General features: G+C 44.4%; 7 protein-coding genes, 2 tRNA genes and 8 pseudogenes. 5 read left to right on the top strand and 12 right to left on the bottom strand.

Annotated features, from left to right (window positions below):
* The coding region (locus F4V61_RS21775) for a transposase domain-containing protein (protein WP_139814977.1) at positions 1-145 on the top strand (145 nt) is incomplete at its 5' end.
* A 61-nt stretch (positions 146-206) separates the two neighbouring features.
* Here F4V61_RS21775 and F4V61_RS21770 read toward each other — a convergent pair.
* The 3 genes and pseudogenes from F4V61_RS21770 to mtfA form a co-directional block, all read right to left on the bottom strand.
* A pseudogene (locus F4V61_RS21770) lies at positions 207-968 on the bottom strand (tyrosine-type recombinase/integrase); the annotation flags it as partial.
* A gap of 179 nt (positions 969-1147) precedes the next feature.
* Positions 1148-1223: transfer RNA gene (locus F4V61_RS21765), tRNA-Asn, on the bottom strand.
* A 100-nt stretch (positions 1224-1323) separates the two neighbouring features.
* A pseudogene (gene mtfA, locus F4V61_RS21760) lies at positions 1324-2120 on the bottom strand (DgsA anti-repressor MtfA).
* Between the two features lie 88 nt (positions 2121-2208).
* On the opposite strand from mtfA, the gene F4V61_RS21755 reads away from it, so the two are divergent.
* Positions 2209-2298, top strand: a tRNA-Ser gene (locus F4V61_RS21755).
* Positions 2299-2364: 66 nt separating this feature from the next.
* Here the strand turns inward: F4V61_RS21755 and F4V61_RS21750 are convergent.
* The 3 pseudogenes from F4V61_RS21750 to F4V61_RS21740 all read right to left on the bottom strand — a co-directional run.
* Positions 2365-2664, bottom strand: a pseudogene (locus F4V61_RS21750) (tyrosine-type recombinase/integrase); the annotation flags it as partial.
* Positions 2665-2700: 36 nt separating this feature from the next.
* Positions 2701-2860, bottom strand: a pseudogene (locus F4V61_RS21745) (dATP/dGTP pyrophosphohydrolase domain-containing protein); the annotation flags it as partial.
* Positions 2861-3017: 157 nt separating this feature from the next.
* Positions 3018-3174 (bottom strand): annotated as a pseudogene (locus tag F4V61_RS21740) (type II toxin-antitoxin system HicA family toxin).
* Positions 3175-3316: 142 nt separating this feature from the next.
* Here F4V61_RS21740 and F4V61_RS21735 point away from each other — a divergent pair.
* Positions 3317-3867 (top strand): annotated as a pseudogene (locus tag F4V61_RS21735) (tail fiber assembly protein).
* A gap of 80 nt (positions 3868-3947) precedes the next feature.
* Here F4V61_RS21735 and F4V61_RS21730 read toward each other — a convergent pair.
* From F4V61_RS21730 to gogB, 3 genes and pseudogenes are all read right to left on the bottom strand, one after another.
* Positions 3948-4718: an N-acetylmuramoyl-L-alanine amidase gene (locus F4V61_RS21730; protein ID WP_000280762.1), complete on the bottom strand. Its 771-nt coding sequence runs from the start codon at positions 4716-4718 to the stop codon at positions 3948-3950.
* 651 nt (positions 4719-5369) lie between these two features.
* A pseudogene (locus F4V61_RS22570) lies at positions 5370-5530 on the bottom strand (IS6 family transposase); the annotation flags it as partial.
* A gap of 318 nt (positions 5531-5848) precedes the next feature.
* Positions 5849-7336 (bottom strand): type III secretion effector GogB, encoded by a 1488-nt coding sequence (gene gogB, locus F4V61_RS21715; protein ID WP_256865962.1) that lies wholly within the window; start codon positions 7334-7336, stop codon positions 5849-5851.
* Between the two features lie 191 nt (positions 7337-7527).
* Here gogB and F4V61_RS21710 point away from each other — a divergent pair.
* Together F4V61_RS21710 and sspH2 are read left to right on the top strand one after the other, a co-directional pair.
* Positions 7528-7905: pseudogene (locus F4V61_RS21710) on the top strand (IS110 family transposase); the annotation flags it as partial.
* Positions 7906-8137: 232 nt separating this feature from the next.
* Entirely contained in the window at positions 8138-10495 is a 2358-nt protein-coding gene (sspH2, locus tag F4V61_RS21705) for a type III secretion system effector E3 ubiquitin transferase SspH2 (RefSeq protein WP_075826416.1), read from the top strand.
* Between the two features lie 352 nt (positions 10496-10847).
* On the opposite strand, the gene F4V61_RS21700 is transcribed toward sspH2, so the two are convergent.
* From F4V61_RS21700 to F4V61_RS21690, 3 genes are read right to left on the bottom strand one after another with little or no spacing between them, the layout of a single operon-like run.
* The gene (locus F4V61_RS21700) at positions 10848-11873 is read right to left on the bottom strand and encodes an ABC transporter ATP-binding protein (RefSeq protein WP_000829183.1); all 1026 of its coding nucleotides are present in this window, start codon (positions 11871-11873) and stop codon (positions 10848-10850) included.
* Positions 11861-13567: an ABC transporter permease gene (locus F4V61_RS21695; RefSeq protein WP_079833409.1), complete on the bottom strand. Its 1707-nt coding sequence runs from the start codon at positions 13565-13567 to the stop codon at positions 11861-11863. Before F4V61_RS21695 ends, F4V61_RS21700 begins: the two co-directional genes overlap by 13 nt.
* Positions 13568-13580: 13 nt before the next feature.
* Positions 13581-14558: an ABC transporter substrate-binding protein gene (locus F4V61_RS21690; protein ID WP_001022120.1), complete on the bottom strand. Its 978-nt coding sequence runs from the start codon at positions 14556-14558 to the stop codon at positions 13581-13583.
* Positions 14559-15100 lie beyond the last annotated feature (542 nt).

The following is a 15100-nucleotide window of genomic DNA, read 5'->3' as shown; positions in this document are numbered from 1 at the left end:
GGTGATGGGCCTGCTGGAGACGGCGCGGCTGAACGGCGTGGAGCCGTATGGCTGGCTGAAATTGGTTCTGGAGCGGCTACCTTCATTACCGGAAGAGCGGCTGCACGAGCTGTTACCCTTCGCGAAAAATCCTCTGAATAACTGACCCAGGCGGTGAAATGCAGAACGGGTCTGCGCCGTCAAGGTGAGTTCACCGGAACGTTACCGATCTCTGACCATCTGGCGAAGCGTAGCTCACTGGAACGAACAAATACCAGCAGGTTAAGCTGAATAGCCAGCGTGGTCAGTCTGCGGCCTTTGTAGGCATCAATACGTTCAAGTAGCAATGGAATCTCTTCAAGCTCCAGCGCCGGGCGATGTTCCGTTTCTGGCTTCTGTATGGAGCCTTCCAGATCGTAAGCCGGATTATAGCGGATAAGCTGCTGTTGGACGGCATAGCGTAAAATGGACGTCACGTATTGCTTAACTCGTGTAGCAACTTCGAGATAGCCAAGGGCTTCTACTTTTTTATGGGGACTAACAGATCGCCAGTGGCAAGCTCGGTGATGTCTCTGTTGCCAATATCCGGGAAGATATAGGTTTCAAGGCGATTCAATACGGTATGACGATAATCTTCTGACCATTTCTTTTTGGTAGAAAACCACGCTTTGGTAACAGATTTGAAAGAACGAGTGTTGTCGCGTTTGGCTTTAAGCTCTTTCACTTCGGCCTGTTTCTTTGCATTAGGGTCAATGCCCTGATCAAGAAGTCTTTTAGCCTCATCACGGCGTTGTCTTGCATCAGCAAGTGAAACAGTAGGGTAAACACCTATGGAGAAGATTTTTTGCTTCCCGTCGAAGCGGTAAGCCATTTGCCAGTATTTCGAACCTTTAGGGGTAACGCGAAGGAACATACCGAAGCCATCAGTCAGCTTGTATTCCTTATCGAGGGGCTTGGCGTTTTTTTACTTTAGTATCAGTAAGTGGCATAACGGCATCCCCCGTTTGTTGGTAAAACCGCAATCGAACTACCATTACCAACATATTTACCAGCAAAAGGGTATGGATTCGAGTGGTTTTTAGTGAACGAGGGTGAACGTGAAAGAAGGGATAACCAATTGATAGAAATGCAGAAAGCAGGCGTCAGTGAACGTCTGCTTCCCTTAAATTGGCTCCTCTGACTGGACTCGAACCAGTGACATACGGATTAACAGTCCGCCGTTCTACCGACTGAACTACAGAGGAATCGTGTGAACGGGGCGCATAATACTGGGCTAACTATAACGTGTCAACAGTAAAATTAACGCGCCAATTCAATTGGTTAATTAAACTACAAAATGAGGAATTAATGTTCTGATTCTTCCCCGGAGTCGTTTTCGGCTGGCTTTACCGTAAGCGCTGAGAAGGATCCTGGCGGTAGAACTGGCAAAAACGCTGCCATAACGCCGGGAAACGTGGGGCAAACAGTTCCGGCGCGCTGAAAAAATACTCTGATAACACAGCAAAACATTCTGCAGGGTCAGTGGCGGCATAGGCATCTATACTGGCAGCGTTTTCGCCAACAAGATCGATTTCATCCTGAATATTATTCATTGCGGCGTGGAGATCGTGTTCCCAGCCAGCCACATCGCGCAACGGGATGAAAGGAATGCCGCTGGCGCGATCGCCATTGCGCATATCCAGTTTGTGCGCGACTTCATGAATAATGAGGTTGAAACCCGAAGCATCGAACGAGTCCTGGATATCCAGCCAGTTCAGAATGATTGGTCCTTGTTGCCAGCTTTGCCCCGACTGTACGACGCGCTGACTATGCACCAGACCTATGTCATCTTCCCATTCATCATCTACAACAAAGGGCGCGGGATAAATGAGCACTTCATGAAAACCATCAAGCCATTCAAGACCGAGCTCCAGGATCGGTAAGCAAAAAATTAACGCAATACGCGCGCTTTTCAACGAGTCGAGCTCAACCCCCTGTAGCGCTACCAGTCTTTTTTGCTGCAAAAAACGTTCGGCTAGTGCAATGAGCCGAGCCTGTTCTTGCGCGGTGAGGTTTACCAGAAGAGGTATAGCCAGCGCATCATCCCACAGCCAGTCTGCATTCTGGGTTATTTCTTGTGCTTTCCAGGGCCACTTAATCATCGTTTTGCTCGTAAACTCGTCACTTGAACAAAATTACCCGAACAGGGTCTGTTAAAATGCCAAATTACCTGGCATCATTGCCATATACGGAGAGATGCCGGAGCGGCTGAACGGACCGGTCTCGAAAACCGGAGTAGGGGCAACTCTACCGGGGGTTCAAATCCCCCTCTCTCCGCCACAATTCAATCACTTACGTAAACTCCTTTCAGCGACACCCATCACACTTGGTATAGTGTTGGTATATTTACTTGGTATATTTTGCGCCATCATCATCTTCTGTTTTTGCTAAAATGGGAAGATCCAGCGTTGGGGAAATCTTCACTTTGCGATCATATACCAGTACCTGGCTTTCCGTTTTATGTCCTGAGAATCGCTGTTTCTCCCTGCTCGAGTCTTCGTAGTCAGATATGTCTTTAGCCTTGAGATCGTGAAAAGTGCATTTCAATTTTCGTCCCTGCGCCACCCCGGCAGAATATCGCGCCGTTTCCCACAAGTCATTAAATCCGCTTTTTGAATATTTCGTACCTTTACTACTGCAAATTACGATATATCCAGCAGCCCACGCATCCGGTTGACTGAGTTATAAATCAGGGCAATCATCGCTATAAGCCTCTTCTGGCACTACCACTACCGGCGCTGCCTGCATCTTTGATGCGCAGCTTTGGCTCACCATCTTTCGGCTCCGGCCACTGGCGCTCCTTGTTTATCGCCAGTTTTTCTATCATCGCCTGGGTAACCCTCAGTATCTTTGAGGCCTTTGATAAAAAATGGATTGCTCATATCATTTCAGGCGGTCAACGACCGCCAGCCTCTGTTACCGTACGTAGGCGGTGTTTTCATCTTTTGCGTCTCGACGTCCACTGAGAAGAACATATCAACCTCCAGAGAGGGCGGGGATTAGATCGCCGCCAGTTTTTTAATGGATTTGACAGGGCCGAGAGGTAAGTTTTTTTCCGGTTATCGGTGACCACCATATCTGGTGGCTTCCTCCGTTATGCCTTTTGAGCTTACATCCGGCAGCAGTCAATTCCTTTATCAGGTCAGTCGATTTCATTTTTCCTCCTGGACTGAAAATCATTACACACACTAATACACACGGTGCAATGTTTTGTGTGTGCTTGTGTGTATGTTCATGTGTCTAACGTCGAAAATACCGTCAGGAATATTGCATTTAACTATATTGTGAGGCTTGCATAATAACGTTTAAAATGAGTGATACCCCACAGACAATTAACATCTTTAATCTGCGTTCAGATACAAACGAATTTATTGGTGCGGGCGATGCGTATATTCCTCCACACACCGGATTACCGGAAAATTGTACTGATATCGTCCCTCCTGAAATTCCGGCCAGTCATATTGCAGTATTTGACTCTGAAACCCAAACATGGAGTCTGAAAGAAGAGCATCGCGGCGAGACGGTTTACGACACAACTATCGGTAATTAGGTTTATATTTCAACCCTGGCCCGTTGCCTGAAAATGTCGCATCAGTTTCACCTGATGGTGAATACCAGAAATGGGATGGTAAGGTGTGGGTAAAAGACGAAGCGGCTGAAACAGCAGCGCAGCTTCGTCAGGCGGCAGAAACCAAAAACAGGCTCCTGCAAATAGCATCTGAAAAAATTGCTCAGTTACAGGATGCGGTTGATCTTATAATCGCAATAGATGATGAGAAAGCGCAGCTCGACGAATGGAAAAAGTATAGGGTTTCAGTAAACCGGATGGATGCCTCAAACCCTGACTGACTGGATCAGCCAGCCTGATAAAATAGTGCCACTGATTTCTAACCAGTGGCAAATTAATTAGTTAAATCACTTGTTAATAATTACTTTGCCGGGAAGTATTTATCCACTAACGCATAAAGAATTGCCGCTGTTTCAGCATCAGCGACACCATCATAATTCTTTTGTCGGAAGTGAAGCTGAAATGTACGGATCAAATTCTTGTATCCGATTTCTGTTCCTGCATCTGAGATGCCATATCCGTATGCTTTTAACTTAGCAACAATTTCTGTTTTAGATGGTACAGACTTACTGAACTGCTTCAGGTAGTGCTGCATGGTCGATTCCTCATACCATGCACCGATCCCTGCGTCGTAAAGTTCTTTCCACGGAAAAGCAGCACCTGGATCGCTTTTTCTCCCAGGGGCAATATCGCTGTGTCCGACAACATTCACAGGCGTAATATCAGGATATCGTTGCAGAATATTGGCGGCCAGCTCCTTGATTGCATCAATCAGGACCGGATTATAGGGAGGAAAAACAAACACGCCGTTGTTATCACTGGCCAGGTTAACCATCTCAATCCCGATGGAGGTATCATTCAGATTGCTGCGTCCGGCCCATGAACTTACGCCAGCATGCCAGGCTCGCTCATTTTCATCAACCAGGTTGAATATACGCATATCCTTAAAACCTGCAGCAATATACGTTTTTTCTGAAGGGTCAGGAACGAGATAGTGAGCGCTTACCGAAGCCCCGGTCAAAGCGGCAATCGACGCCTTAAAATCAATAGAGGTGTAATGCATAACAAGGAAACGAACACGACGATTGAAACCTTTTACCGAGCGATAGCTATTATAATCAATCAAGTACATAGCCAAGTCCTTTTATTAAGGTGTAAGCTATTGATACCAGTAAGTATGTCAACAAAATATACACAAAGTTAGTGCGGAGTTATCTCTGAAGAGTTTCTGTGACGTAACTCATAGTTTGTTGTTAAAGTAAAAGCTCAGTGTATCTATGGTGACAGTTGGCAGCTTTTCTTATTTTCTGTTTTGCCTCAAAGTTTTCATTTTCAATTGTTGTGGGTTAAAAAATGGAGTGCAGGTTGAGGATGAGAAATACAGGTCCATTTACAGCTAATGTGGGTTTGGTACGAGCTCAGGTTACAGCCAATGTGGGATGAAAAAACAAGGTAATTTAGAATAGCAACGGAGGGGGGAGATGGCACTAAATACAAAAAATCCATCATCTGTACTTTAAAAACATGGTATGCCGCCGCTTCATCTGGGCCGGTATCTATCACATCCAAAACTTGCGGCGCACCAGGGGCGGGCTGGCAACTGCGCGTTCAAAAGGTCGCATCGGAGGCAGACGATCGAAACTAACATAGGAACAATAAGCGCAGGCCGGGCACCTGATTGATTCAGGAGTATCGCGACAGCAGGTAGCGATTATTTATGATGTTGGGCTGTAGACTCTGTACAAAAAGTTCCCGTCAGGTAATAGATAGGCTTAGGACAGTGCTGTACCCAGAGGCAAATCGTGGAGTGATCGAGATTCACAACACACTCAGCTAGTATCTCCTGCATCCACGATAGTTGATACCGTATTTGCAGTATAAGTGTACAGCCCACAGTATGATATCACACTGAAAGTACTGGTCTTTGAATGGGGTCGTGTGCAACTCCGTCAGCAAAAGATGGAACTAAGTTTATCAATATCCAGATTTTCGCAACAGCGCCTTAAAAACAGATCTCAGCTTAAAAAAATCAGTAAGTTGTCTTCATAAGTAACTTGGTCGCCCACCATAATTGCCCTCCTAATAACAGTGTTTATGGGGCAGGAAGTTTTTAAAAGATTTTTCAATCTCTTAAATATCAAGGATTTAAAAGTAATATAATTTACATTTTATGGTAAATAAAGCCAATAACGTAATGACAGTAAAGGGAGCTGAAAGATGGGCTGAAAAGATTGTGTCTAAATATTTCCCAAGTCTATCCTATCACACGCCATTTTTAGGTTTATATTGCTCCCAGCCAACTAATGAAAAAATATCTTCGTGTGAAATAGCCTTACCATTAAGAAAAAATTTAACATTTTGTTTTACCAGATCATCATGTCGATTCCGATATACCCATCTTAGCTCATGTGCTGTAATAGCATTACCATGCTTTCCTTTTTTATTTGCAATATCACTTATAGCATCAACTAAATTATCAACGACAAAAATAACTGACTGTTCCCTTAATCGTGTCTGAAATTCAAGGCCGGCTTTACTTGTTTTTATCCAGCACTCCTCATTGGATAAGTCTGAATATTTATCTTCGGTAATATTGTATTTTTGATGTTGAGATAAATATTCTCTAAAAAAAATCCCTCTCTGAACATCATTCAATCTTTCTGCTATCTTCTCATCTTTATTAAACACGGCTCTATTCTTCCTGTCCCAGACCGCATCTGTTAATGTGTTTTGAATAATAATGTCTTTCTTTGAAAAAGAATATAATGAATTAACTAAAGTACTTACTCGATCTCTTGCTTTACATAAACCATAAACCACATCTCCAGGCTGAAAACTTAACGCATCTCCTGCAGACTTGTGACTAAAGGTAATATCACTCCTGGTAAGAAATTCAGGATTAAGTTTAACATAACCATCGGTACTGATATCTATATGTGCAGGCAGATTGCAGGTTGGTATTTCCCATACAACAGGGGTCATTGAGGATAAATTGATAGACTTTAAATTAGCAGGAAGCTTAACTGGAAGTTTAATATTATCACAAAAATTGATACTTAATTTTTTTAGCTTTTCAGGCAATATATCATCTATAACAGTATCGGAAACTGTTCGTATAAGTTCAATACTTAGTTCTTTTAACCCCTCAGGTAACATTTTCATTAATGGCAAGAAAGGGCAACTTTGTAAGTCTAATTTATCTAATCCAGATGGTAACTCAGCACATAATATTTCAGAGAAATTTTGCAGTGACAAAGAAGACAGATGCGGAGGAAGGGGGGGCAAAAATTTACCATAACATGCAGTAAAACTCTTTAATCCATAAGGTAACGTGGGGAAAGAATAATTTTCTTCATATGCCTGCATATCTATAGATAGTGACTCTAAGCTATCTGGGAAATATGAAATTTTAATGTTCTTATTTTCAGATATAGTTAAACTTTTTAACCCATCAGGAAGATTTGGAATAGACTCCAGTGTATAGCATGAAGATAAAGTCAACTCGGATAAATTATCAGGAAATACCGGAATAGAGGTAACATGACGAGCAGTAATTGATAAGCTCCCGGTATGATTTGCTTCTATTATTTTGTTGTAAATACTATTACGCTCCTCCCTCTCAATATCAGGGGATTCTATTCTCCATTTATTTAATAACTCAAGGTTTGATGTCGCATCGTTACCTGTATATGCATATTGCAATGTGACTGGTTGGGATCCTATTTTCATACACTTATTCAATATATATATATCAATACAAAAATATCTTTATTACATTTATCTTAATGCAGTCAAGATTGAAAATCTAGCCTAATACTCCTAATTGGGGATTTTGACGAAAGTCCTTCTGATGGGCTACCGCAGCCACGTTGTACGTAATGAGATGGTCACACTCACCTTGTAGTAGGTTAGCCGGGTGATTTATTACTGGAAAAGCCATCATGAACAACATCGTACTTATCGGTATACATCTCAGATAACACTCATTCCACGTACATTGCCAGGATAATTAGGGCCGCGCGCTTATTCTTAAAAAATTTACCAGAGCAAAGCTATTCGAATTCCTGGCTAATACGCCATCAGCTAAGGTTGTTATGGAGGCATGCGCTGGTTCACATTTTATGGCCCGTCGCATTTCAAGTCTCGGACACGAAGCCAGACTTATCTCACCACAATTTGTACGCTCCTTCGTAAAAACTAACAAAAATAACTCTGTGGATGCCGGGGCCATATGTGAAGCTGCTTCACGACCGTCTATGCGTTTTGTTCAGCCTAAAACCGAAAATCAACAGGCGATGCATTGTATAAGAGAATGTCTTACGACATTCCCCGCTAATTTTAAAACGAACGGTGCTGCGCACCGTTCTTAATCACCTCGCCAGAACCTACCAGAATATGGTGTTGGTTTATTAGCGCTGATTTATGGGGATCCCTCAGCGCTTCGGCGGGACAACCATGGCTCCGCCGATAACCTTATTGTGAAATTAAGACCAGTAAGAGATGATGTCCGCCGGACAGATACTATATGTAAATTTATAAAGGTTTTTTGTTATGCCCTTTCATGTTGGAAGCGGATGTCTTCCCGCCACCATCAGTAACAGCCGCATTTATCGTATTGCCTGGTCTGATACCCCCCCTGAAATGAGCTCATGGGAAAAAGGTAAGGAATTTTTTTGCTCAACGCACCAGACTGCAGCGCTGGAGTGCATCCGGACGATTTGTCACCCGCCGGCCGGAACGACGCGGGAGGATGTGGTCAGCAGATTTGACCTGCTCAGGACGCTCGCGTATGCCGGATGGGAGGAAAACATTCATTCCGGCCTGCATGGGGAAAACCACTTCTGTATCCTGGATGAAGACAACCAGGAGATATTATCAGTCACCCTGGACGACGCCGGGAACTATACCGTGAATTGCCAAGGGTACAGTGAAACATATCGCCTCACCATGGAAACAGAACCGGGAGAGGAATGCACAGAACACGCGGAAGGGGCATCCGGAACATCCTGCCTCCCTGCCACAACGGCGCCACAGACGGCTGCAGAGTATGATGCTGTCTGGTCAGCATGGCAAAGGGCGGCGCCAGAAGGAGAGGCACGCGGCCGCGCAGCAGTGGTACAGGAAATGCGCGACTGCCTGAATAACGGCAACCCAGTGCTTAACGTGGGAGCAGCAGGTCTTACCACCTTACCAGACCATTTACCACCGCATATTACAACACTGATTATTCCTGATAATAATCTGACCCACCTGTCGACGTTGCCGGCAGGACTACAGGAGCTGATTTTCGCTGGTAACCAGCTGCCCAGCCTGCCGGCGCTGCCGTCAGGACTAAGGGAGCTGATTGTTGTTGAGAGCCCGCTGACCAGCCTGCCGGAGCTACCGTCAGGACTATGTAAGCTGTGGGCCTTTAATAACCAACTGGCCAGCCTGCCGGCGCTGCCGCCAGGACTACGGGAGCTGTCGGTAGATGGTAACCTGCTGCCCAGCCTGCCGGCGCTGCCGTCAGGACTACAGTCGCTGTCGGCCTCTCATAACCAGATGGCCAGCCTGCCGACGCTGCCGCCAGGACTAGAGGAGCTGTCGGTAGATGATAACCAGCTGGCCAGCCTGCCAGCGCTGCCGCTAAGACTACAGAAACTGTCGGTATCTCATAACCTACTGACCCACCTGTCAGCGCTGCCGCCAGGACTACAGTCGCTATGGGCCACTAATAACCGACTGACCAGCCTCTCGGCGCTGCCGCCAGGACTAGAGGAGCTGGTGGTGTTTGATAACCAGCTGCCCAGCCTGCCGGCGCTGCCGCCAGGACTACGGACGCTGCGGGCCTCTAATAACCGGCTGACCCGCCTGCCGGAAAGTATCACTGGTCTGTCCTCAGAGGCAACTGTACATCTGGAAGGGAATCTGCTGTCTGAACGCACTCTGCAGACTATGCAGAACCTAACCAGCGCTCCTGGCTATTCAGGCCCCAGGATACGATTCGATATGGCGGGGCCTTCCGTCCCCCGGGAAGCCCGGGCACTGCACCTGGCGGTCGCTGACTGGCTGATGCCGGCACGGGAGGGGGAACCGGACCCTGCAGACAGATGGCATACGTCCGGACAGGAAGATAATGCCGCCGCCTTCAGCCTCTTCCTGGACAGACTGCGTGAGACGGAAAACTTCGAAAAGGACCCGGGCTTTAAGGCACAAATATCATCCTGGCTGGCCCTGCTGGCTGAAGATGATGTGCTGAGAGCAAAAACCTTTGCCATGGCAACCGAGGCAACATCAAGCTGCCAGGACCGGATCACACTTGCTCTGCACCAGATGAAGAACGTGCAGCTGGTACATAATGCAGAAAAAGGAGTATACGATAACAATCTTCCGGGACTGGTTTCCACGGGGCGTGAGATGTTCCGTATGGAAATGCTGGAACGGATTGCCCTGGAAAAGGTCAGAACGCTGGCTTTCGTTGATGAAATTGAGGTCTGTCTGGCGTATCAGAATAAGCTGAAGGAATCACTTGAACTCACCAGCGTGACGGCAGAAATGCGTTTCTTTGGCGCGTCCGGCGTGACGGCTTCAGACCTTCGGAGCGCTGAGCGTCAGGTGAAAGCCGCCGAAAACAGCGAGTTCAGTGAGTGGTTACTGCAGTGGGGCCCGTTACACAGCGTGCTGGAACGCAAAGAGCCGGAACGCTTTAACGCGCTTCGTGAAAAGCAAATATCGGACTATGAGGACACGTACCAGATGCTGTCTGACACAGAGCTGAAACCGTCCGGGCTGGTCGGTAATACCGATGCAGAGCGCACTATCGGAGTAAGGGCGATGGCGAGTGCGAAAAAGGAATTTCTGAATGGCCTGCGCCCTCTTGTGGAGGAGATGCTGGGTAGCTATCTGAAAGCCCGGTGGCGTCTTAACTGAGCACGATATTCACCGCGCCAGGCGAATGGGGTGTGGTGAAACAAAGAGAGCCCCGGACAAACAACACCAGACAGCACAGATAATGCACAGGGGAATAGCGGGAAAGCCCCTGATTTTCTGTTCCCCATAAATGCTGATATATCCAACAGTGTGATGACCAGTCTGGAAGAGATGACGCCCCGTGCCGGAAAAGCCACTCGTTCATCAATGAAAGGTGAATGCTTTTTTATCATTAGGATATAAATGAGAAATTATTTAATTCTTTATGTTTACTAAAAAGTTATGATGTGTTTCTACCAAGCAACTACGTTACAAATAATAACATCATGTTATCTTTAAGATTACTGTAATTTTATTTCGGCAGGCGCCATCCTTGCATTAGCTGTATGCAAACAAGCTGTTGAGGTTGTACTGATGAGTGATGAAAGGCGGTCAATAATTGCCCATCAACCAATCGTAATTCTAATAAGTAGCGCTCTCCTTGATAAATACAGTTCTCCACTTTAGCGGGTAATCCTTTATTTTTTAAATGCACGTGTTCTGGTCGAATTAATACATTGTGATATGTAACGCGCCTATCTTGAGTAAAACCTTGGTGTAACATAGTACAATCCAGGAATTGTTCCGAGCCAGGTATGGATAAAGAGAGAATACATCCTTTACCGATAAATTTAGCTATCCATACATTGTTTGGGTGTTCATATATTTGTTGAGGTATACCCCATTGCACTAATGTGCCTTTATACATTACTGCGATATGACTGGCTAATGCCATAGCTTCTGCCTGATCATGGGTAACATAAACAAAGGTTGTACCAGTACGATGGTGGAGTTCCCGGAAGATTTTCTCCATCGTTGTGCGTAGATATCGATCGAGATTGCTCAGAGGTTCATCCAGTAATATGACTTCTGGATTTGAGATCAGACAACGAGCCAGTGCTACTCGTTGGCGCTGCCCGCCACTAAGCTCATGTGGAGATCGTCCAGAATAAGCGAGTAATTCCACGGCTTCCAGCGCTTCCATGACTCTCTTCTTATAAATATTACTGCTGATCTGGCGTAGCCTTAGGGGGTAACCAACATTCTCTTCTACTGTCATATGAGGCCACAGAGCATAGGATTGAAATACCATCCCCATATTACGTTGCTCTGGTGGTAGAGATATTATTTTATTTGCTAACAAACGACTTCCTAAAAACAAGCATCCTGTGCTAGGCTGTTCCAGGCCGGCAATAATACGCAAAGTTGTCGTTTTACCACAGCCACTTGGACCTAATATCGCAGTAAATGAGCCTTGTGGAATAGTAAGATCAAGTTTCTGTACCACAGTCTGGTTACCAAATATTTTACTGAGTTGCTCTAATCTTAGTTCTGCCATGGCATAACTCCTTTAGGCAAAAATTTACTACATATATTGAGTAATAGCATCGCCAATACAACTATTATTACTACTACGACGGAAATTGCTGATGCTTGTACAATATCTCCGCTTTCATAAAGATTAAAAATTACTACTCCTAATGTTTCTTTTCCTGGCCCCCATAACAGTGCAGATACAGTAAGTTCATGAATGGTGGAAAGGAAGACAAGAAATGCTCCGGAAAAGGCCGTGGGGCCTAACAATGGCACAACAATATGGCTGAACTGTTGAAAGACATTCGCTCCAGCCAAACTAGCGGCCTCTTCCATTGCAGCATCTAGCTGTAACATACAGCTGTATACTGGCTTTATACATACCGTAAAAAATCGCGCCATATAGGCGAAGAAGATAATCGTTAAGGTTCCATTGAGGCTGATATCCAGAAGAGGTAATGGATGGGCAAACAGAAGAATAAAGGAAATTGCCAATACTACACCAGGCAAGGCATAGGGAATATCAAGGATATTGTAGAGCCAGAGTAAGGAGCGGGTAGGATGACGTACTAGTAACCACGCTAGTGGCAGGCTCAGCAGCATTAATATAAGTGAGGCGGACACTGACAACAATAGACTGTTTAGTATCGCACGCCAGGTAGCGCTTTGTGTATCAAAAATTATTTTCCAGGCAGAAAGTGTGAATGTATCACTATTTAGTATGACACCGGTTGTTGGCACCAGCGACGTGGTAATTAATGCCAGTAGTGGTGCAATTACAATAGAAAAAATCAATATAGAAAGCAATATTTCTATTACTATACGCCACTTATTACTCAGTAAAAAAATTAACGTGTTATCTGTTATGCCGATTAGAGGGAATGCGTAGTGCCGTTGCATATGTTTTTGCAATATCATAATACCTATCGTTAGCACGCCTGTCAGGACTGACAGTGCTGCAACTTCATTTAGTACTGCAGGACCAAAGCTTGAGAGTATCTGGTAGATATACACTGGCAACACAAGTAATGAAATGGGAATCCCGAGCATGGCCGGAATACCGAAGTTACCCAATGAGGAAACAAAAGCAATTGCTGCCCCGGCCCATATCGTGCTTCGGCAAAGTGGTAGTGAGATATCGTGAAAAGTTTTCCAGAATGATGCACCGCTTAATCTTGCTGCTTCAATATATTCTTGTGGTAAATATTTCAGTTGCGTTTGTATCAACAGGAATACTAAAGGTGTATTCTGGATTCCAAGTAGCAAGGCGATACCTTCGGCAGAATACAATGGGTTGGGCCAGCCAAAACCTTGCGAAAGACCAATTCTGTTGAAAAAAATGCCAACCTGGCGAAAAAGTTGTAGCCAACTCATTGCTGTGATCTGAGGTGGAATCATCATTGGCAACATTACCAAAAAAAAAGTAATCTGCTTAATACGAATATTTGTCAGAACCAGGCAAAAAGCAAATAGATTACCAAGTAACAGGGAAAACAGCGTCCCCAGGCCACTAGTATAAAGGCTGTTATACAGGGCGGTCCATGTTAATGGGTTACTTAGCACATGCCATAGATTACTATTTCTACCATGCTGCCAGTCGGTTATTGCAAAGATGAACAATTGTAAAATAGGCAACAGAATAAGCAATGTGATAAAGCAGAATAATAGCCATGACCACCATTTGTATCGATTATGGTTTATACTTTGATATTGGAGCATACTGACTTGTCAATTAATGACTCCCAAACAGTTCTGCGAAACACTTTTTATTAACTTCGGTATTTGTCAGAGCTTTTGCTCTATTAAATGGCATTAACTTAATACTGTTGCGTGGTGGAAAGCCTTCTGGAACTGGTAGTGCTGCATCTGCAGGGATATATCCTTGCTGTAAAACCATATTTTGTCCCTCTTTTGAGAGTAAGAAATCGATAAATTTTTTTGCTCCTTGAGGGTTTTTAGAGGCTTTCATTATTGCTACTGGCTCAGTTACGATACTGACCCCCTCTTTTGGGAATACGAACTCAATTGGAGCGCCTTTAGCCTTTGCTCGAATGGCCATATAGTCCACCAGAAAACCATAAGCTTTGTCACCTGATACAATAGCGCTCAGTACAGCTCCGTTACCGCTTTGTGGCATTGCTCCATTCTTTCTCAGCTTTTCGTAATATGACCAGCCTAGCCTGGAGTTATTCATCAGTGTCGCCTGATGAATTTGTGCTGCTCCGGAGTATAGTGGACTAGGAAGAGTAGTCATGTTTTTTAACTCTGGTTTAATAAGATCCAGCCATGAGGTTGGTTTGACAGGCGCATTACTGTGATAAGCAATACCAGTAGTAATCATTTTAGTTCCATAGTAGTAACCGTTTTTATCATATAACCAGGACTGAAAATGTTTGGCTTGTGGTGATTTATAAGCAGTAAGTAAACCTTGATGCTTCAATGATTCCATAGAGAGGCTATCAGCGATTAATAGAACATCAGGTGTTTCGCCGCCAGCTGCTAATTCAGCTTGTATACGAGTCATCAGCTTAGTCGTGCCATCACGGATCCACTTAACCTCAATATCTGGATGATGTTTTTCAAAGGTGTTAACAGTTACCTGCGCATCTTCGATAGGTTGACTGGTATAGAGAACCAATACAGATTTAGCAAAAATGGGGATACTAATGAAAATAAGCAATATCGTTGTTATTATCTTTTTTATATTCATGATCTAACGCCTCTTTTATACTCATAATCATCCAAATGAAGGAATATGTTGAAAGTTAGCGGGATTATCTATAATTCATGCTTTTCTACCTTTGTTACAATAACGTGAAAGTGTGGGCGTAAAAATGTCTATCCCATGGAAATAGAAGAAAACGATTACAGTCGATATACTGTGTGATTACTATCAATACCAAGTACAATAGTGAATTATATCGTTCACTGATAACACACTCCAGATTAGATAATTTGTTAGCAGTAGTATAGTAATCCTGATTATGCCATTATCTATTACAACAATTATTCAACACGCAGTCAAAATACACAGATGTATGTGACAACGTTGGCTGATAAAACAATAAATGGTTGTGTATTTGACCCTGTTGTGGTCTGAATGTTATCTAAGTCTTGCTTAAGGTTGATCTTCTCCCTGAAAACAGTACCAGTCTAAACTGAAGTAGCCGGTCTTTCTTTCACCTCACAGAGAGGCGCATTGCCATGAAAAAGACCCGTTATACCGAAGAACAGATTGCGTTTGCACTGAAA

The organism is Salmonella enterica subsp. arizonae (genome assembly GCF_008692845.1).
In the GTDB taxonomy this organism is placed as follows: Bacteria; Pseudomonadota; Gammaproteobacteria; order Enterobacterales; family Enterobacteriaceae; genus Salmonella; species Salmonella arizonae.
Note: the sequence above shows the minus strand (reverse complement) of the source record. Positions and strands in the feature narration are given on the sequence as shown.